Source organism: Saccharospirillum impatiens DSM 12546 (assembly GCF_000423605.1).
Classification (GTDB): Bacteria; Pseudomonadota; Gammaproteobacteria; order Pseudomonadales; family Natronospirillaceae; genus Saccharospirillum; species Saccharospirillum impatiens.
This window is the reverse complement of the sequence record NZ_AUIH01000021.1, coordinates 18,535-36,740: the sequence shown is the minus strand read 5'-3', so window position 1 is coordinate 36,740 and position 18,206 is coordinate 18,535. Positions and strand designations below refer to the sequence as shown.

Sequence of the window (18,206 nt, the reverse complement as noted above, 5' to 3'; positions counted from 1 at the left end):
CCTGGATTGCGTCAATTGTTCATTGCACCCTCAGCACCCGGATCCACAAGCGGCAAGACCCATCAAGCCACTATGCCCGTGTGTGAATCATAACCAGCTGGCTTCCAGTCTCAGGCTCTGGCCTTCCAGATTAGTCTCCATCCAGTCTTCCAGATGGCGCGCTTCGGTTTCCACCTGACCCCGGTCGATGCCCAGAATAACCAGAGCGGCCTCACCGCGATCAACCTCCGTCCAGGGCGCCAGCGTCAGCGCCACATTGACCTGGTCGCGGCAGTAGCGTTTGAGCGGGCCGAACGCCCGCGCCAGGTCGGCGGTGTTGTTTACATCGGGGACATAGCGTTCTATTTCGATCAGTCGGATGTGCAAGGTCATGGGGTAAATCCTCCTGGTTAACGGATTATGAGCCGATGCTCAGTCCGGCGGGTTGTGTCGTTAAGCGTTGAAAAGGTTGTACACAGCGCGCTACAGGTCACTGCGTGTCGGCCGCTATAAAACTGCGACAAGGTGTTGATCCCTGCTGTGAATGTTCTAATCTGACCTGATTGCTTACGCATATCCCAGCCCACGTACTGAACGTATTCCGTAAAGGATTGTCCATGTTTGAAAACCTGAAGGCCATTGGCGTTACCGACACTGATCGAATTGAAAAATACACCCTACGAACCGAAGGCCGGTTCGATATTTTGAAGATTTACTACAAGCGTGACAAAGGTGAAATGTTTGCGCGCAGTGAAAAATTCAAGTATCCGAGGCAGGTGAAGCGGGTAAAGGTCGATAGTGGCACTCAAAAATACACCGACACGACCGAGATCGCACCGACTTTGCGCTACGTAGTGGAAGAGCTTGATGTGATTGCCAAGCGGGAAGTCAAAGAAGTCGATTTGAAGAAAAAGATTCTGAACGATCTGCATCATCTGGAAAAAGTGGTGCAAAGCAAGATCGAGGAAATCGAAGCCGATCTGAAGAGACTCTAACTGGTTGTTGAAAAAGGCTTCCTGCCTTTTTCAACACACGAAAAGCAAACAATGTGATTTTTAATTTTCTCATTGAATCAACAACTTACCAGTCATAGACCCACGGGCACGGCGTGTTTTGAACCTGGTAGGTTGTTGCTATTCAGTGAATCTCAGCAGCCTACAGTGGTTACAATCGGCTAAGTGCCACAACTGTGATGATACAGCTCAGTGTGTGGCTACACCTCAAAGCGTTTGACCAGCCGGTTCAGGTCATCTGCCAGGCTGGCCAGTTCCCGGCTCGAGCTTCGGGTCTGGTCGGCACCGGTCGCCGTGTTAGCGGCAAGATCGCGCAGATTCACCAGGTTCTTGTCGACCTCCTTGGCAACCTGAGCCTGTTGCTCTGCAGCACTGGCTGAGGATGTATTGCGATCATTGATGGTGTTGACCAGATCTGCGATGGCCGCGAGGGCCTCACCCGCTTCGTGACCGATGTTCAGCGTCTTGCGGGCGTCCTCATCGCTGGTGCGCAGGGTACCGGCAGCCTCTTCCGAGCTGGTTTCCACCGCCTGAATGATGGATTCAATCTCCCGGGTTGAGTCGGCGGTGCGGCTGGCCAGAGCTCTGACTTCGTCGGCGACAACCGCGAAACCTCTGCCCGCTTCTCCGGCCCGGGCCGCTTCAATAGCGGCGTTGAGGGCCAGTAAGTTGGTTTGCTCGGCAATGGCACGAATGACATCAAGCACTGAGGCTACGTCGGCCACTTTCTGCGACAGCGTGGTCATATTGCTGCTCGCGCCCTGAATACGACCGGCCAAATGTTCAATGGCCTGCACCGCTGATTGCACTTTTTCACGGCCAAACTGAGTTCGCTCATTGGCTTGCTGGGACTCACTGGCCGTTCCGGCGGCATTACTGGCCACCTCTTCAATGGCAGCAGTCAGCTCGTTAACGGCGGTAGCGGCCTGTTCCAGTTGATCGTTCTGTTGTTGCAACTCTTGCAGTGATTGCTCGGTAACCGCGTCGAGTGTGGTGGACGCATGACCGAGCCGGTCAGCCGATTCGGCGATCTGGCCCAGGGTATCGCGCAGGCTGTGCTGCATGGTTCGTAGTGCTTGCAGCAACAATGAGATTTCATCCTTGCCGTCGATAGTGATATTGGTGGTCAGCGTGCCGGCGGCGATGTCATTGGCGACGTGAATGGCCTGTTGCAAGGGCCGCGCGATGCTTCTCACCAGCGACCAGGCGATCAGCGCCAGCAGCAGGGCAACCGCACTGATGGCGCCAATGGTTACTGTGCGTGATGTCTGGTAGGCGAGATCCGCCTCCTGTTCCGCCGCAGCGATGCGCTGCTGCTGATAGTCGATTAGCTGCTGTAGATGGCCAAAGGCCTGTTCGGCAAGGGGCAGCATGGTCTCGGTACGCAGACGCAGTGCGTCAGCACCACGCCAGTTCGACGCCAGCTGTATGCCGTCGTTCAGAGTCTGCAAAAACTGGGTTTCCGCATCAACAAAGGCATTGAAAATCTGCTGGTTTTCATCGGCGGTAATGTTCTGCTGGTAGGCTTCCTTGGCTGTGTTCAATGCCGCGACTGACTGGTCGATGGTCTGCTGCAAGGTTTCCCGCTCTGATGCAGAGCTGGAAAAGATCATGGCCGTAGCGGGCACCTGAATATCGCTGAAGTATTTGAACAGCGTGTTGGCTGCGATCAGGTTGGGCAACCGATCCTGGGCGATGATCGACACCTGAGCATTGCTGGCGTCCAGTCGGTTCAGGCTGAGCGACCCTAATACGATGAACGCGAGTACGATGCCGACAAAGGTGGCCGTCAGCCGCTGGCGAATGGTAAAGCGTTTAAACACAGGTCGATACCTCGGCGTGTTAAGGGTGTTGTTTTGGCCCGGAAGGTCTGCCTATTGCATAAGAGAGCTTTCTAAACGTAAGTGTAGTATCGGCGGCTTGGGTCGGCCATTGAGTTTTTATTGTCGCGTGGTGGTAGACTGCCGCCGCTTAAGCGGTCGCTGAGATCGCTGTTAAACGTACCCGCCCCCTGAGGAAGCGCCCTGGTGTTGTCTCTATTGTTGTTTTCGTTACAGATTACCGGCCCCATCGCACTGGTTGTCGTGCTGGGTGCGGCCTTCAAACGCTGGGAATGGATTAACGATGCTTTTGTGCAAAGTGGCTCCAAGCTGGTGTTTAATGTAGCCCTGCCCAGTTTGTTGTTCCTGAATATCGTCGGTTCCCGTCCGGAGGCCATACCAGGGGGCGGCATTATCCTGCTGGCGGCCTTGTTCACACTGGGCTGGTTTGTGGTGTTGTCGTTGATTGCCCCCTGGCTGGTGGCGCACAAAGACGAGCGCGGCGTATTTGTGCAAGGCAGCTTTCGCGGCAATATGGGCATCATCGGTCTGGCTTTTGTGCTGAATGCTTTTGGCCAGGAGGCCGCTGTGCTGGCGTCTGTTTACCTGGCGTTTATTACATTGCTGTACAACGTGCTGTCGGTGATTACCCTAAGTCGGTGGTCACCGCGTCAGGTGGCTGGTCACCCGCTGGTCTCTGCGGTTAAAGACATTGCTCGTAATCCGCTGATCATTGCCATTGCGCTGGCCGGTGCCATTGTTGTGCTGGGCATACCGGTTCCGGACTGGGTGCTCGATACCGGTGACTATTTTGCCCGCATGACGTTGCCGCTGGCATTGATCTGCGTCGGCGCCAGTTTGAGCTGGGCTGGTTTTATAGAGGCCGGGCGAGTCACCACACTCACCTCTGTATTCAAGCTGGCGTTGATACCGCTCAGTGGTGTGCTGATCGCCTATGGTCTGGGCTACCGGGATATAGAGCTGGGCGTGTTCTACCTGATGGCCAGCACGCCCACTGCTGCGGCGAGCTATGTGATGGTGCGTGCGATGGGCGGGAACGCCAATCTGGCGGCCTCCATTATTGCCACAACGACGGTGATCAGCCTGGTGACGACCAGCCTGGGGCTGGTCGTATTGCGTGCACTGGGTTGGGTTTAATCGACCTGGTTTTGTACTCGGTCAAGTGAGGTTTGTAATCGGTCGATAACCTCGGCCGGTGTATCCTTGTTCATGGCCAGATACATATCGACGGTGCGAATGATCCAGGCTGGCTCGATATTCGGAAAACCGGCCTCTTCTGCCAGGTTATAGGCGTTAACGTCCGAGGCAATCCATACATCGATCTGGTCTTGTGCCAGGCGTTGGGCATTCAGGCTGTCGTTGGGAAGAGTAGACACCTCTATGCCCTGGTCTTGCAGGAACAGGGTGGTGGCTGAATTGGCGTATCCGCCGACCCGCAATGAGCGCAGATCATCAATGTCGTTGACCTCGATAGTACTGCCCTCGTATCGAAAGATGGTCCAATTGTATTGGGCGATGGGCCCTACCCACTGAAAAATGTCCTCGCGTTGCGCCGTTCTGGCGGTAGAGAAAATCCCGTAGTAAGGGCGCTCCAGAGTTCGCCCGTAACCGACACCCCAGTTGCGCAGGCGCATGCGATACTCATAGCCGGCGTCGGCAAGCAGTGCCTTGACGACCTCAGTAGAGGTGCCACCGATGTCGTCGCGCCTGTGCTCGTAATCGCGACCACTTAGGCTGTAGTTATAGTTGCCATAATTTTCGGTATAGATGTACAACTGAGTATCATCGTTTTCGGCAAAGGCTGGCAGGTTTATCAGGCAGGTCAGTAACAATACGAGTAGGGCTTTAAGCGAGGTAACGCTGACGTTCATTGCAGTGACTCTCAGGTGATTCCGGGTAGAGTGCCGGACGTTTTGGGGTCAGGCTATCCATGGGGTGGTGATCATGAGCGGTTCCCTGGCTCAGGCCGTGCAATAAAAAGTAACATCCGTACAGCACAACAACGCCTGCCCAGGCATTGCCGGGGGTTTTGTGCTTATAAAAGAGACTGACGATGCTGGTTAAAACATCGGAATAGAGATGAAAAGTCAGGCAAATCAGAACGGACTCGCCTGTGTTACTGAAGAACCCGGCAAAGTGCCGGGTTCATTCATTCTCATTAGTGACCGAGAATTTGACTCAGGAACAACTTGGTCCGGTCGTTCTGCGGATTGTTGAAGAACTCGTGTGGTTCGTTTTCTTCAACAATCTGGCCAGCGTCCATGAAAATGACCCGGTCGGCTACCTGTTTGGCAAAACCCATTTCGTGGGTGACGCACAGCATGGTCATGCCTTCTTCGGCCAGCTCGATCATGACGTCCAGCACTTCCTTGATCATCTCCGGGTCGAGCGCCGAGGTCGGTTCATCAAACAACATCACTTTCGGGTTCATGCACAATGAGCGGGCAATGGCCACACGCTGTTGCTGACCACCAGAGAGCTGACCCGGGTACTTGTTGGCCTGTTCGGCAATCTTAACCCGCTCCAGAAACTTCATGGCCGTTGCTTCGGCTTCCCGTTTGGGTTGCTTGAGCACAAACATCGGTGCCAGTGTCAGGTTATCGAGCACAGTCAGGTGTGGAAACAGATTGAAGTGCTGGAAAACCATGCACACATCTTTGCGGATAACCTCGATGTTTTTGACGTTATCGCCCAGCTCGATGCCATTAACGGTGATGTCACCTTCCTGATGTTCTTCCAGGCGGTTCAGGCAACGAATCAGCGTCGATTTGCCCGAGCCCGAAGGGCCGCAAATGACGATGCGCTCGCCCTGTTTAACATCCAGATTAATATCAGTCAGTACGTGAAAATCACCGTACCACTTGTTCATCTTGTTGACCTGAATAACGGATTCACGGTCGGCCAGTTGGCGTTGTTCAGTCATGTGCTGGACTCCTAGTGTGAGGTGCTCTTCTTCAGGTCATTGTCGAGATACGCACTGTAACGCGACATAAAGAAGCAGAAGCAAAAGTAAATAAGAGCAATGAAGAGATAGGCTTCAATAAACTGTTGGCGCCACATTGGGTCGTTTACCGCTGCGCGGGTTGCGGCCAGCAAGTCAAACAGACCAATGATCACGACCAGTGACGTATCTTTAAACAAAGAGATAAAGGTACTCATGGTCGGCGGGATAACCAGCCGCAAGGCTTGTGGCAAAATTATCTTGAAGGTCTTTTGCCAGTAATTCAGTCCAAGTGAATCGGCTGCTTCATACTGCCCTTTGGGAATCGCTTGCATGCCACCCCGAAAGACTTCGGCCAAATACGCTGCCTGGAAGAAGATGATGCCAATCTGTGCCCGCAACAGAACATCGATGCTCACCCCTTCCGGGAGAAACAGCGGAAACATGACCGACGCCATAAACAGCACCGAGATCAGCGGCACACCCCGAAAGACCTCAATGATGACAATACAGACCACCTTGATCAGAGGCATTTCGGATCGACGCCCCAGTGCCAGCAATAAGGCCAGTGGCGCAGCAAAGGCAATACCGACAACGGCCAGTACCAGCGTTAGCGTCAAACCACCCCATTGAGCTGTGCGCACGGGTGGCAGACCCAATACGCCGCCTCTCAGGACAAAATAAACAGCAATGAAACCGACAATCCAGGCAACGGCCAGCCAGGGTGACCAGAAGCGGCGGTTCATGCTTAACAACATGCCGGAGGTCAGCATGACCATGGCCAGCAGCGGACGCCAGTGTTGGTCGGCCGGAAAGGTGCCAAACAACAGGAAGCGCCACATATCATGAACGTAGGCCCAGCATGCACCGGTAGCCGCTTCGCACGCTTCTTTGGCAGCCCCGAAACTGGCGTTTACAACGGCCCAGGACACCAGGACTTCAAGGACACTCCAGATAATGTAAACACACAGCAGAGTGATGACCGTGTTGAGCGGTGTCGAAAAGAGATTCTCTTTCATCCAGCGCAAGCTTCGGTTCAACACCGGTCCACTGATGGGACGAGCTCTATTAGTAGTCTCAGTCATATCAACGCTCCACCAGCGACATGCGCTTGTTGTACCAGTTCATAAAGAAAGAAACGAGCAAGCTGATGCTGAGATAAACCGTCATGAAAATAGCCACGCCTTCAACCGCCTGCCCCGTCTGGTTCATGGTGGTGTTGGACACGGAAACCAGGTCCGGATAACCAATCGCCACGGCCAGCGAACTGTTTTTGGTCAGGTTGAGATATTGGTTGGTCAGGGGTGGAATGATGACTCGCAGCGCTTGCGGCAAAACGATAAGCCGCATGATCCAGGTGGACCGCAGACCGAGCGATGTTGCCGCTTCGGTTTGACCGTAAGGTACAGATTGAATACCGCTTCTGACCACTTCGGCGATGTAGGTCGTTGTGTACAGTGTCAGACCCAACAACAGTGCGGTAAATTCCGGGCTCATGCGTGCGCCGCCCTGGAAGTTGAAGCCCTGAATGGCAGGAACGTTCAATTCCATCGGTGCGCCAAAGACGAGCCAGACCAGGAAAGGAACGACGACAATAATGCCAAGGCCAACACTCAGATGCGGAAAAATATGACCCGTTGCTTCAAGTCGCTTCAGGCTCCATTTGCGCAAAGCAATGGCGCCAATGATACCGACGATAAATCCCGCTCCAACCCAGCTCCAGGCAGGGTGATCAGCCATGACCGGAATGTACAAACCCCGATTGGACAAAAATACCCCTTCAATGGGGTTCAGTGCAGAGCGAATATTGGGTAAGCCGCGGTTGATAAGCGCGTACCAGAAGATCAGCTGCAGCAGCACTGGAATGTTGCGAAAGGTCTCGATGTAGGTAACACCCATAAACCGCAACAGCCAGTTTTTCGAAACAGTGGCAATGCCGATAATGGTGCCCAGTATTGTGGCGAGTACGATGCCGATGCTGGCCACTTTAAGGGTGTTGGTAATGCCAACGAGCAATGCTTGGCCATAAGAGCTTGCAGGCGAGTAGGCGATAATGCTTTCACTGATACCAAAAGCGGCCTCGCGTTCCAGAAAGCCAAAGCCGGTAGCAATGTCCTGAGCTTCGAGGTTGGCCATGGTGTTACTCACCAGGTACCAGCCGAGCAGAAAGACACCACCAAATACCAGAATCTGATAGACGACAGAACGAAACGTTTTGTCATAAATAAGGGTCAGAATCGGGCTAACGTCGCTTTTTTTTGAGTGTTTGGGGCTCATACCCGACGTCTCCAAAGGGAATGCAAATCAGAATAATGCAATGAGCGAATAATAAGCGGCCCTGGTAGACAGGGCCGCGGCGTTAACAGGAAGTCAGCAATCTTGCATTGCCGGGCTTCTGATTAACGTACTGGCTGTGCGTACATCAGGCCACCGTCAGTCCACAGCGCGTTAATGCCACGCTCAAGACCCAGCAGTTCGGTTACGTTAGTCTGGTAAGACTCGCCGTAGTTACCGACCTGGTCGATGATGTTGTAAGCCCAGTCTTCTTCCAGACCCAGTGCTTCGCCCAGACCCGGTGTAGCACCGAGGAGACGCTGGATGCCAGGGTTGGTGCTGGTATCGCGCATTTCGTCAACGTTTGAAGACGTTACACCGTATTCTTCAGCTTCGATCATGGCGTTCAGTGTCCAGCGGACAATGTCCATGAATTCGTCATCGCCGTGGCGAACAGCTGGGCCCAGCGGCTCTTTGGAGATGATTTCTGGCAGAATGATGTAGTCAGCCGGGTTTTCAGCAGAGACGTTACGGGCAGAGGCCAGACCTGAGGCATCTGTTGTGTAAACGTCGCAACGACCCGCGAAGAAGGCAGCTGTTACTTCAGAGGTGTTTTCGATAACAACCGGCTCGAAATCCATGCCTTTGGCGCGGAAGTAATCGGCGAGGTTCAATTCTGTTGTCGTACCGGGTTCAACACAGATAGCTGCACCGCTCAGTTCCAGAGCGCTACTAACACCCAGATCTTTGCGTACCATGAAGCCCTGGCCGTCGTAGTAGTTTACACCGGCAAAGTTCAAGCCCAGAGACGTATCACGGGTCAGCGTCCAGGTGGTGTTACGCGACAGGATGTCGACTTCACCAGACTGCAGAGCGGTAAAGCGCTGGTTTGCGGTCAGAGCAGTAAAGCGAACGGCTTCTGAGTCGCCCAGCATGGCGGCGGCAACTGCGCGGCATACGTCGACGTCAAGGCCGGCCCACTCGCCGCCAGTTGCATTTGAAAAGCCTGCCAGAGAGGTGTTTACACCGCACTGAACGTAGCCTTTGTCCATGACGGCATCAACGGTTTCACCGGCTTGCACGCCAGCGGCCAGGACAGACAGTGACAACGCCGCTACGGCGCTAGTGCTGGTCAGTTTCTTAAGCATTTTACTCTCCATTATTTCATTGCTTTTATTATCGGCTTGAACAAGCCTGCTGGCCGGTCCAAGCACTGATGACCACCCAGACTGAAATCTGTGTGGATTCTCGTTTTCGGCTCGTGGCCAAAAACAAACGTGATGCAGACACTCTGGTGTCTGCAGTCTGTAAGGAGGATCGAGCGACGACCTGGGCCGACGTGGTTTTTATTAGGGTTCGATGTTCTTAACAGTTTGCAAGGATGGGGCCAGTTTGTATCGATACACTCTATCCTGCTGATTTTAAAAGGATTTTTGAGGATTCGTTGAGCAGATTGCCTTTGTTTCGACTATAACCAGAGGAATAGTCGTCGGCCCCGGTGCGGGCTTTATTCTGCACTGCCTCAAGGCGGTGCGCGCCGTCGATGCGAAAAAGCGCACTGAGGCGGTGCTTTACATAGGTCGGGGGGCAGTCAAGGGCCTGTCAGTGCATTGTCAGGGTGTATCTATAACCATTGGAATAACTATAACCAAAGGAATAGTCTGGCGAGGTTTTGTGTGCCATGTCACATTGCTGATGAGGAGGGGTCTTCGCCCTGGTCGAGTCAGGTTTCGAGTTCGCGTTGTCGCTTTAATCGCTTGCTCAGCGCAGGCTGCGATATGCCCAAAATGCGCGCGGCAATCGACTGGTTGTGGTCGGCACGGTGCATGGCCTCGGCGATCAGCAAGTCGTCGATTTCAGCGAGCGTGGGTAAGCGGTTGTCGGGCGCGAAATGGACCAGGGTGTCGTCGTGACTGCTGCTGTCCAGGCCCTGTGCCTGACTGAACAGGTGCAGATCTTGCCGGGTCATGGCGCCACTGTGGTGTCGGCTGACGGAATCGAAAGCAATGGCCCTAAGTTCGCGCACGTTACCCGGGAACTCGTAGGCTTGCAGGGCAGCCCAGAGATCCGGGCTGAACTCGGGCAGGGGTTTGCCCATATCGTCAGCGGCCTGTTCGGCGAAGAAGGTAAACAGCAGGCGCACGTCCTCCCGTCGGGCACGCAGGGGCGGTATCAGCACCTGGTGGGTGCAGAGCCGGTAATAGAGGTCACGGCGGAAAGCGCCTTCACGCTGGCGCTCGGCCAGGTCCTGATGGGTGGCGACAAAAATCCGGGCTTGCAGGCGTTTGGGCCGATCCGCCCCCATGGGATAAAACTCGCCTTCCTGCAACAACCGCAATAGCTTGACCTGGCTGCTGGGGCTCAGGTCTCCTATTTCATCCAGAAACAGCGTGCCCCCTGAGGCTTCTTCAACCAGGCCCCGTCGTTCCTGGTCGGCGCCGGTGAAGGCGCCCTTGCGGTGCCCGAACAACGTATCATTGAAGATGTGATCATCGAGTCCGGCGACGTTGACTGTGACCAGCTTGCCCTGGCGACCACTGAGGGTGTGTACGGCTCGGGCAATGAGTTCTTTGCCGGTACCACTTTCGCCGCAGATCATCACCGGTTGTGAACTTTTCGCGACCGATTCAAGATATTGGAATACAGATGCCATGCTGCGGCTTTGAGTCAGTATGTTGGCAAATGCTTCTGGCGAGTCAAGACGACGACTGAGTACCCGGTGACGCAACTCCTGGTTTTCCCGTTTGATTTCCTGCAATTGAATGGCGCGTTTGATGCCCTCAAGAAGACGCGCCGACTCGGTGGTTTTTACATAGAAATCAAAGGCCCCCAGTCGCAGGCATTCCACAGCGGTCTCGACCTGGTTTAACCCGCTGATGACAACCACAGCAACGTCGGGAAAGGCTTCCGCCATCTCGATCAGCAAATCTTTGCCGGATTTGTGGGGCATGTTCAAATCAAGCAGAACCACCCCGATCGCATGGTGCTCCAGGTAGTGCATGGCCTCGCGACTGTCCTGGCAATAGTGGAGGTTGGTGATACCGCCCTTGCGCTCCAGCATCAAACCCAGACTGCGATGATAGGAGGGTTCATCGTCGATCAGCAAAACACCAAATTCAGGGTAGAGACTGCGTTTCTTGTTTTTATTGTCTGTCATTGAGGTTCGACCATCTTCCACGGAAAGGTGACGTCTACCCGGGTGCCTTCACCGGGGCGTGAATGAAACTTCATGGTGCCATCGTAGGCCTTAATGATACCGGCCGAGACCGACAAGCCAAGCCCGGTGCCGCCCTGTTCGCGCTTGGTGGTGAAAAAGGGGTCGGTCAGGTTGGGCATTGCGTCCGGTTCAATGCCGCAACCTTCATCGTGTACCGATAGCACAATGCGTTGGCGAATGTGGTCGATGCGGGTCTCGACCTTCACGCCATGCTGATCGTCAGGCAATGACTGGCAGGCATTGATGATCAGGTTAATAACGACTTGTTCGATGCGCTGCGGGTGCCCCAGCATCGATGGCAGGTAAGGATCGAGAATCAGACTGAAGCGGTTGGTGTAGCCACGAATGGTCACGTCGAGCAGTCGTACGGCGGTCGAGACCACGTCGTTAAGATTCATCGGTTCTATCGAATCGGTTGCTTCCTGGCGGGCGAAGTCGCGCAGGTCGTTTACGATGCGCTTGATGCGTTGAGCACCTTCGTTCATCTCATTGATGATGTAGGGGATTTCCTGGCGGATGCGGCGATAATCGAGCCCGGCGATGTCAAATCCGTCGCGCTGCTCGTACAGACCGTCCAGATGAGGCAAGGCGTCCTCCCAGGCATCTTTCAGCATGGGCAGGTTGAGCAGGATCAGCCCGCTCGGGTTGTTGATTTCGTGAGCAACACCAGACACCAGTGTCCCAAGTGAACTCATCTTGTCGGCCTGAATCAGTTGCTGTTGCTGTTTCTTGACCTCCTGAGTCCGTCGTTCAACCTGACGCTGGAGGGTGCGAATCCAGACGGATACCAGCGCCAGACCCAGTAACAAGACGGCACTGCTGATGGCGGCAATGATTCCCCACAGGCGCCAATTGGTGGTTCCTTGTCGTTCCAGCGACCCCAGCCATGTGTCGTAAATGTCCTGTTGCCGGCCGGTATTGCGCAGAATGGCCAGCCCCTCGGAAAACAACGTCAGGATCTCCTCATTGCCCTTGCTCACGGCGTAGCCATAAGGTTGTGGACGCAAGGGTCGCCAGACAACGCCAATATTCGACAATTTGTTTTCCTGGCTGTAATAGAGGCTGGGCAGAGTGGCACCCAGGGCGTAGTCGTAGTTACCGGCGGCGAGCTGGCGCAGTGCATCGGAATGAGCGCGTACGGTTACGATCTCGACCCCGAAATCATTCTCACGCAGGAAGTCGTGCACAATGCCTTCGTGCTGAACCACAACTGACTTGCCACGCAGGTCATCGTAGCTGGCGGGTTCAGGGTCACCCTTGCGCGCAAAAAAGGAGTAGTTAACCATGACTGAGGGGGCACTGAAGGAAAAATCCTTTTCCCGTTCGGCTGAGGCGACCATGCCCTGCAGCACGTCCATCTCGCCGTTCTCGAGTTTTTCGCGCATGGTTGACCAGCTGTCCAGCGTAATCTCGATGTCGATGCCCATGACTTCTGCGATGGCCCGGGTCATGTCGACGTTGTAACCGGCGATATTGCCGTCTTCGTCAACAAACTCATAGGGCGGATAACTGTCGTCACCGCCGACCTGAATGACCTGATTCACCGGTTCTGCCACAGCAGGACCTGCCAGGCCAATGCTTAGAAAGGTCAGCAAGAGCAGAATAGGAATCAGGGTAGATCTCGGATACGACATTCAACCACCTAACTGTAGCCCGGCGCAGGGTGTTGATCAAAACACAGCCACCCTCAGGTACCGTATTCCGGCCCCAGCTCTTCGTGAAAACGCTCAACCTGCTGGGCCACATCTTCATGCATGCCGCGGTAGCGGGCAATGTGGAACAGTGCGTCGCCTTCGTAAACCAGCGCCAACTGAGTCAGGCCAACCAGAACACCGGCGCGGGAGGCGATAACTTCCGAGGCTTCCATGGTGCTTGGGTTCATGATGCGCGCCAGCACCTGCTCCTTTTTGACGTAGGTGCCGGGTTTGACCAGGCATTGAAATACGCCGGAATCGCTGGCCCGCTCCCAGTAGGAATTGTCGGCAATGGTCTGCTCTTTGCGAATCTTCGGTGTGCCATTGAGCATACCCAGGTGCATCAGCACATTGATAATGCCCCGGGTTCCGGCCTTGATGCTGATTTCATCGAGCCGTAACGCCTCGCCTGCTTCATAAACGATCACCGGAATGTTGTTCTGCCCGGCTGACTCGCGCAAAGAGCCTTCACGCAATTCGCTGTTAAGAATCAGCGGCACGCCAAAGGCACGAGCCATACCTTCGACGGTCTCATTGTCCAGCTCTGCCCGGATCTGAGGCACGTTGAAGCGGTGAATGGCCCCGGTGTGCAAGTCGATGCCAAAGTCCGAGCGCAACACCACTTCCTGCATCAATACCTCGGCGACACGGGCTGCCAGTGATCCCTTTGCTGAACCCGGGAACACCCGGTTCAGGTCGCGTCGGTCGGGTAAGTAACGTGAGCCCATACCGAAACCGTGCACATTAACCACCGGCACGACGATGACGGTGCCCACCAAGCCACTGAGTTTGCGGCTGCGCATGAAGCGACGGATGATTTCGAGGCCGTTCAACTCGTCGCCGTGCATGGCAGCGGTGATGAACATAGTGGGCCCCGGCTTGCGGCTGCGTCGCACAAAGCAGTGCATGATGGCGTCGGAATTACCGGGTGCGCCGGGTAGCGACAGAGGCACATTGTGCCATTGCCCCGACGCCAGTTTGGCGGGGTTAATCTGTGTCACAATTAGCCTTCTACTCGTTTGGGTTTTTCGCCAATTTCTTTGATCAGATGCTCGATGACCATACCGGCGACGTCTTTACCGGTGGCCATTTCAATGCCTTCAAGGCCGGGCGAGGAATTAACCTCCATCACCACCGGGCCGTGATTGGAGCGCAGGATATCGACCCCCGCCACCTGCAACCCCATGATTTTGGCCGCGCGCACCGCAGTTTTGCGTTCTTCGGGGGTGATTTTTACCACCGCAGCCGAGCCACCCCGGTGCAGGTTGGAGCGGAACTCACCCGGAGCGGCCTGTCGTTTAATAGCGGCGACGACTTTATCGCCAACCACGAAGCAACGAATGTCGGCACCGCCGGCTTCCTTGATGTACTCCTGCACCAGGATGTTGGTGTCGAGCCCGAGAAAGGCTTCGATCACGGATTCTGCGGCTTGTCGGGTTTCGCACAAAACCACGCCGATGCCCTGGGTGCCTTCCAGCAACTTCACCACCAGGGGAGCGCCGCCGACCATCTGAATCAGATCGGGCACTTCATCCGGGCTGTGGGCGAACCCGGTGATGGGCAGGCCGATGCCCTTGCGTGCCAGCATTTGCATGGAACGCAATTTGTCCCGCGAGCGGGAGATCGACAAAGAAGAATTCAAGGTATGAGTCCCCATCATTTCGAACTGACGGACCACCGCGGTGCCATAAAAGGTAATGGATGAGCCGATGCGCGGAATAATGGCGTCCATGTCTTCCAGGGGTTCGCCCATATAATGGATAGACGGGCGGTGCGCCACGATGCTCATATAGCAGCGTAGTGTATCGACAATGCGAATCTCATGGCCGCGCTTTTCGGCGGCCTCGACCAGTCGCTGCGATGAGTAGTTAGAGGGCTCGCGTGAAAGCACCGCCAGTTTCATGGATAACTCCCAAAAGTAGTCCGGTATTGTCTGGTGTTGCGCAGGGGAATGGCAAATCAGAGTGTAGCAGTAGCGGGTTTTGGTTCAGGTCCCGGTCCGGTGTGCATCATCCCCTTAATTATTGGTCTTGCCAAGCTCGGTTGCCGTTCAGGCAGGCCTTGTGACTAGTCTAGCGCGTTTACACGCTGTCTGTGCAGGTTGGCAGGGCCGGGAGTGATCTTTTTTGCTAAGGTTAGGCGTAGCTACCAATCACCAGACCCGCTGTGCGGACTGAGTTTTTCTGTCCGATCACCCATGACAAGGGAAGCATTACCCATGGCCACCCGCGAAGATACGTTGCTTGAACACGTCGATTACTGGCTCAGTGAGCTGGCAGAGGATCGTGAGCCCGCAGACGATTGGCTTGAAGGGCTGTCGGAAGCCGACATTGCCTTCGCACTGGAGTGCTTGCCCTTTGAGCAACGACTGACTATCTGGCAGGCCGTTCCCCCGGAAATACGGGGGGCGGTGCTGGTAGAGCTGCACGATGAGCACCGGCGTTCGCTGTTAAAAGCAGCGCCACCGGATGCCCTGTTGCAATGGCTGGGCAAAACCCATCCGGAAGACTTGCTGGAACTGATGGACGATTTGCCGGGTCAGTTGGGTCGCAAAGTGCTGCACCGAATGGACAGCGAAGACCGCGAGCAATTAAAAAATGCCCTGACTTACGATGACGATCAGGTCGGTCGCTGGCTCAGCTTTAAAGTCATCACGGCGGAGGCCTCAACACCGGGTCGGTTGTTTCGCAAGGCACTGCGGGAAACCGGCATACCGGAAATGACCGATGTGATTGTCCTGCTCGACGAAGACGGACGTTTCCAGGGATGTTTGTCACTGGATGCTGCCATGCAGGCGCCGAGCACGGCCCCTCTGAGTGACTTTACCGATGATGAACTGACGCCCCTGAACCCGGCGTCTTCGTTGCACGAGGCCGCCCAGCGATTGCGAGCGGCCGACCGGGCCATGTTGCCGGTGGTGGATGAAACCGGCACCGTCATGGGCCGCTTCACATCACGCGACGCACTCGACGTCATGCTGGAAGAAAAAGAACGGCAGATGATGCAACTGAGCAGCGGCCTGGATGAAGAGGATTTGTTTTCGCCGGTGCGTCGATCAGTACCCAAACGCGGTCTTTGGCTGGGCATCAACCTGATCACTGCCTTGCTCGCCGCTTGGGTGATCGGCTTGTTTGAACTGGCGTTGTCGCAATGGGTGGCACTGGCCGTGATGATGCCTGTTGTTGCCAGCATGGGCGGAATTGCTGGCAGTCAGACACTGGGTCTGGCCATTCGCGGCCTGGCGACCGGGCAGTTGGGCGCGGCCAACGTGCGTAACCTGATTCGCAAGGAGCTGATTCTTGGCACCATCAACGCGTTTTTCTGGTCAATCGCCATCGGCTTGATCGCCGCCTGGTGGTTCGACAGTTGGATGCTGATGTGGATCATCGCGTTCGCCATTCTGGTCAACATCATCGCCGCGTCGCTGGCGGGCGTGATCGTACCCTGGGTACTGTCGCGCATGAAAATTGATCCGGCGATTGCCGGCTCAGTCGTGCTGACCACGGTAACCGATGTCGTCGGCTTCTTCGCGTTTCTGGGAACGGCAACCATTGCGTTGAGTTTGGCTGGGTAGTCTATTGCCGGGAATCCGTGCAGGAGTCCGGTTAAGCTTATCTGGGGTCGGCGTGAATCCATCCGTGGAGCCTAGACCGCAGCATCCATGCTGCGGACTACCCCAGATAAGCTGAACCGGCCATCCGCACTCGGCTTGGGGTTAAACTCACAGCATATAAATCTGAGATACAACACATATTGCTAAAGCGCCCATCAAAGAAGACTGAGTCTTCCAAAACTAATTACTCAAGTTTTGGAATTCGCTGAGGTGGCAAGCGGCGGGTACACCCGGTAGCCGACGCAGACCAACACCTCTCAGGCAACCCGAACGTCGAAACTTGAGTAACTATTGGCTTCATTGCTCGAGCGCATTGCACATCCTGTCGATCGCCCGTCGCACTTCGGGTAAGTTTCGCTCTTCCTGATGGGTCACGAGCCATCGGTCGTGACCTAATTCTGCAATCGTGCTGCCCGTACGGCTTAACTGAGTTTGAGCGTCTCCGATAAAGGTTGGTAACACGGCAATGCCTTTACCTGCGAGAGCAAGGTCGAGGCTGTTGCGCGGGACGTTGACTTCGCAAATGGCATCGTTGCCGACGGTGCGATCAAGCCAGCGCGCCGATGGTGTGTCGGCGATAACTTTGATCCACAGTTCCGGTGCCCCTTCAGCGATGTATGGGGCGAACTCAACACGGCTCAACTTGCGGCAAGCCAGAGCTTCTTCTGTAGGTCGACGGTTGCGGATGCCTATCACCACTTCACGGTGAGAGATGTCCAGTACCTTCTCATCTGAGATAAAGCGCAAGCGAAGGTCGGGTGGAGTTCCGATCAGTTCATCGATGTGCTGGATCAACGCGAGCGTGGTCCAGGTGCCGGCTGATACTTTGACCAGGGGGCGAATGCCTTGTTCTGGTGGGGTGGTTATGCGGTGGATGCTGGATTCTGTCTCAGCTAATGAGGCCAGCAGAGCCTTGCCATCAGCCGTCAGTTCGTAACCTCTGTCATGCCTTACAAATAGCTCACGCCCCATGCCACTTTCAAGCATGTGCATACGCCGCCCAAGCGTTGCGGCACTGCGCTGCGTCGCCTTTGCCGCCGCTGACAGCCCGCCTTCTCGTGCTACAGCGAGAAATAACTGCAGATCGTTCCAGTCTATATCCTTTTCATTCATGAAAAGACCTCTCCATTTCGTTTCATTCCATGCAAGCAGTTTGTCTTGTACTTTAAGTGCATGTCAATAACCGCTTTGGCCGGTTTTTGAATATTAAAAGGTTTGAATCAGCGCCAGTGACCTGGGAATAAAGGAGGTCGATGTGAAAAAACAAAGCCACGAAACTGAGCAACGCTTGCCCCTGGGGTTCGGCGAAGTGCCGTTTCCCAAAGGGCGAAAAACAGATGCCCTGCGCAAGGAAGACGCTTACATGGAAAAATATGGCGATGACCGGTGCAGCGCCTGCGGCTTTATTGAAAAAGCATTTTGGGAAAGTGGACTGTTCTTTATTGGTGTGGTTCGTAGAATTTTGAACTCAAGGAACGCTAGAGTTCGACGCCGCGTTCAGATTCGAAGGAAGAAGGCTTTATAAATGAGTAGTTGAGAATTTCTTGTGGTTTTTAGTTTTGAGGTTTGCACATTATTAGCGCCGGCTGCCTGTGATATCTCTGCGGGGTAGTCCGCAGCATGGATGCTGCGGC

Annotated in this window: 16 protein-coding genes; 4 read left to right on the top strand and 12 right to left on the bottom strand. The window is 55.0% G+C overall.

The annotated features are described in order from the left end of the window. Positions 1-87: 87 nt before the first annotated feature. Positions 88-372: a hypothetical protein gene (locus tag G565_RS0111690; protein ID WP_028671092.1), complete on the bottom strand. Its 285-nt coding sequence runs from the start codon at positions 370-372 to the stop codon at positions 88-90. 224 nt (positions 373-596) lie between these two features. Here G565_RS0111690 and G565_RS0111685 point away from each other — a divergent pair, with 224 nt between their 5' ends. Next, a complete protein-coding gene (locus G565_RS0111685) occupies positions 597-974 on the top strand; it encodes a DUF3461 family protein (RefSeq protein ID WP_028671091.1) in 378 nt (125 codons plus the stop codon). Between the two features lie 218 nt (positions 975-1,192). On the opposite strand, the gene G565_RS0111680 is transcribed toward G565_RS0111685, so the two are convergent. Continuing rightward, complete coding sequence (locus tag G565_RS0111680; RefSeq protein ID WP_051207807.1) at positions 1,193-2,815, bottom strand: methyl-accepting chemotaxis protein; 1,623 nt, start codon at positions 2,813-2,815, stop codon at positions 1,193-1,195. Between the two features lie 204 nt (positions 2,816-3,019). Here G565_RS0111680 and G565_RS0111675 point away from each other — a divergent pair, with 204 nt between their 5' ends. After that, positions 3,020-3,970, top strand: a complete 951-nt coding sequence (locus G565_RS0111675; RefSeq protein ID WP_211227167.1) for an AEC family transporter — start codon at positions 3,020-3,022, stop codon at positions 3,968-3,970. On the opposite strand, the gene G565_RS0111670 is transcribed toward G565_RS0111675, so the two are convergent. The 9 genes from G565_RS0111670 to rimK all read right to left on the bottom strand — a co-directional run bounded on the left by G565_RS0111670 (position 3,967) and on the right by rimK (position 14,862). Then, entirely contained in the window at positions 3,967-4,704 is a 738-nt protein-coding gene (locus tag G565_RS0111670) for a substrate-binding periplasmic protein (protein WP_037338972.1), read from the bottom strand. The genes G565_RS0111675 and G565_RS0111670 overlap by 4 nt on opposite strands. Positions 4,705-4,991: 287 nt before the next feature. Then, positions 4,992-5,756 carry an amino acid ABC transporter ATP-binding protein gene (locus G565_RS0111665; RefSeq protein ID WP_028671087.1) on the bottom strand — a complete coding sequence of 255 codons (765 nt, stop codon included), beginning with the start codon at positions 5,754-5,756 and terminating at the stop codon, positions 4,992-4,994. A gap of 11 nt (positions 5,757-5,767) precedes the next feature. Further along, positions 5,768-6,859, bottom strand: a complete 1,092-nt coding sequence (locus G565_RS0111660; protein WP_028671086.1) for an amino acid ABC transporter permease — start codon at positions 6,857-6,859, stop codon at positions 5,768-5,770. Between the two features lies 1 nt (position 6,860). Then, the gene (locus G565_RS0111655) at positions 6,861-8,051 is read right to left on the bottom strand and encodes an amino acid ABC transporter permease (protein ID WP_028671085.1); all 1,191 of its coding nucleotides are present in this window, start codon (positions 8,049-8,051) and stop codon (positions 6,861-6,863) included. 122 nt (positions 8,052-8,173) lie between these two features. Continuing rightward, complete coding sequence (locus tag G565_RS0111650) at positions 8,174-9,196, bottom strand: amino acid ABC transporter substrate-binding protein (protein WP_157600062.1); 1,023 nt, start codon at positions 9,194-9,196, stop codon at positions 8,174-8,176. 575 nt (positions 9,197-9,771) lie between these two features. Then, the gene (locus tag G565_RS0111645) at positions 9,772-11,205 is read right to left on the bottom strand and encodes a sigma-54-dependent transcriptional regulator (RefSeq protein ID WP_028671083.1); all 1,434 of its coding nucleotides are present in this window, start codon (positions 11,203-11,205) and stop codon (positions 9,772-9,774) included. Further along, the gene (locus G565_RS0111640) at positions 11,202-12,899 is read right to left on the bottom strand and encodes a transporter substrate-binding domain-containing protein (protein ID WP_028671082.1); all 1,698 of its coding nucleotides are present in this window, start codon (positions 12,897-12,899) and stop codon (positions 11,202-11,204) included. The genes G565_RS0111645 and G565_RS0111640 overlap by 4 nt, the downstream gene beginning before the upstream one ends. A 53-nt stretch (positions 12,900-12,952) precedes the next feature. After that, positions 12,953-13,960: a succinylglutamate desuccinylase/aspartoacylase family protein gene (locus G565_RS0111635; RefSeq protein WP_051207805.1), complete on the bottom strand. Its 1,008-nt coding sequence runs from the start codon at positions 13,958-13,960 to the stop codon at positions 12,953-12,955. 2 nt (positions 13,961-13,962) lie between these two features. Beyond that, a complete protein-coding gene (rimK, locus tag G565_RS0111630) occupies positions 13,963-14,862 on the bottom strand; it encodes a 30S ribosomal protein S6--L-glutamate ligase (RefSeq protein WP_028671080.1) in 900 nt (299 codons plus the stop codon). 315 nt (positions 14,863-15,177) lie between these two features. Here rimK and G565_RS23920 point away from each other — a divergent pair, with 315 nt between their 5' ends. Further along, on the top strand, positions 15,178-16,533 hold the full coding sequence (locus G565_RS23920; protein WP_037338968.1) for a magnesium transporter: 1,356 nt from the start codon (positions 15,178-15,180) through the stop codon (positions 16,531-16,533). Between the two features lie 336 nt (positions 16,534-16,869). Here G565_RS23920 and G565_RS0111620 read toward each other — a convergent pair whose 3' ends face one another. After that, complete coding sequence (locus G565_RS0111620) at positions 16,870-17,685, bottom strand: LysR family transcriptional regulator (protein WP_028671079.1); 816 nt, start codon at positions 17,683-17,685, stop codon at positions 16,870-16,872. A gap of 142 nt (positions 17,686-17,827) precedes the next feature. On the opposite strand from G565_RS0111620, the gene G565_RS0111615 reads away from it, so the two are divergent. Beyond that, positions 17,828-18,097, top strand: a complete 270-nt coding sequence (locus tag G565_RS0111615; protein ID WP_028671078.1) for a hypothetical protein — start codon at positions 17,828-17,830, stop codon at positions 18,095-18,097. The last annotated feature ends 109 nt before the right edge of the window (positions 18,098-18,206 follow it).

Excerpts from the sequence above, each read along its gene's own strand:
- G565_RS0111690 (WP_028671092.1), bottom strand. The coding sequence starts at position 372 with ATGACCTTGCACATCCGACTGATCGAAATAGAACGCTATGTCCCCGAT.
- G565_RS0111685 (WP_028671091.1), top strand. The coding sequence starts at position 597 with ATGTTTGAAAACCTGAAGGCCATTGGCGTTACCGACACTGATCGAATT.
- G565_RS0111650 (WP_157600062.1), bottom strand. The coding sequence starts at position 9,196 with ATGCTTAAGAAACTGACCAGCACTAGCGCCGTAGCGGCGTTGTCACTG.
- G565_RS0111640 (WP_028671082.1), bottom strand. The coding sequence starts at position 12,899 with ATGTCGTATCCGAGATCTACCCTGATTCCTATTCTGCTCTTGCTGACC.
- G565_RS0111665 (WP_028671087.1), bottom strand. The coding sequence starts at position 5,756 with ATGACTGAACAACGCCAACTGGCCGACCGTGAATCCGTTATTCAGGTC.
- G565_RS23920 (WP_037338968.1), top strand. The coding sequence starts at position 15,178 with ATGGCCACCCGCGAAGATACGTTGCTTGAACACGTCGATTACTGGCTC.
- rimK (WP_028671080.1), bottom strand. The coding sequence starts at position 14,862 with ATGAAACTGGCGGTGCTTTCACGCGAGCCCTCTAACTACTCATCGCAG.
- G565_RS0111655 (WP_028671085.1), bottom strand. The coding sequence starts at position 8,051 with ATGAGCCCCAAACACTCAAAAAAAAGCGACGTTAGCCCGATTCTGACC.
- G565_RS0111660 (WP_028671086.1), bottom strand. The coding sequence starts at position 6,859 with ATGACTGAGACTACTAATAGAGCTCGTCCCATCAGTGGACCGGTGTTG.
- G565_RS0111670 (WP_037338972.1), bottom strand. The coding sequence starts at position 4,704 with ATGAACGTCAGCGTTACCTCGCTTAAAGCCCTACTCGTATTGTTACTG.
- G565_RS0111645 (WP_028671083.1), bottom strand. The coding sequence starts at position 11,205 with ATGACAGACAATAAAAACAAGAAACGCAGTCTCTACCCTGAATTTGGT.
- G565_RS0111620 (WP_028671079.1), bottom strand. The coding sequence starts at position 17,685 with ATGAATGAAAAGGATATAGACTGGAACGATCTGCAGTTATTTCTCGCT.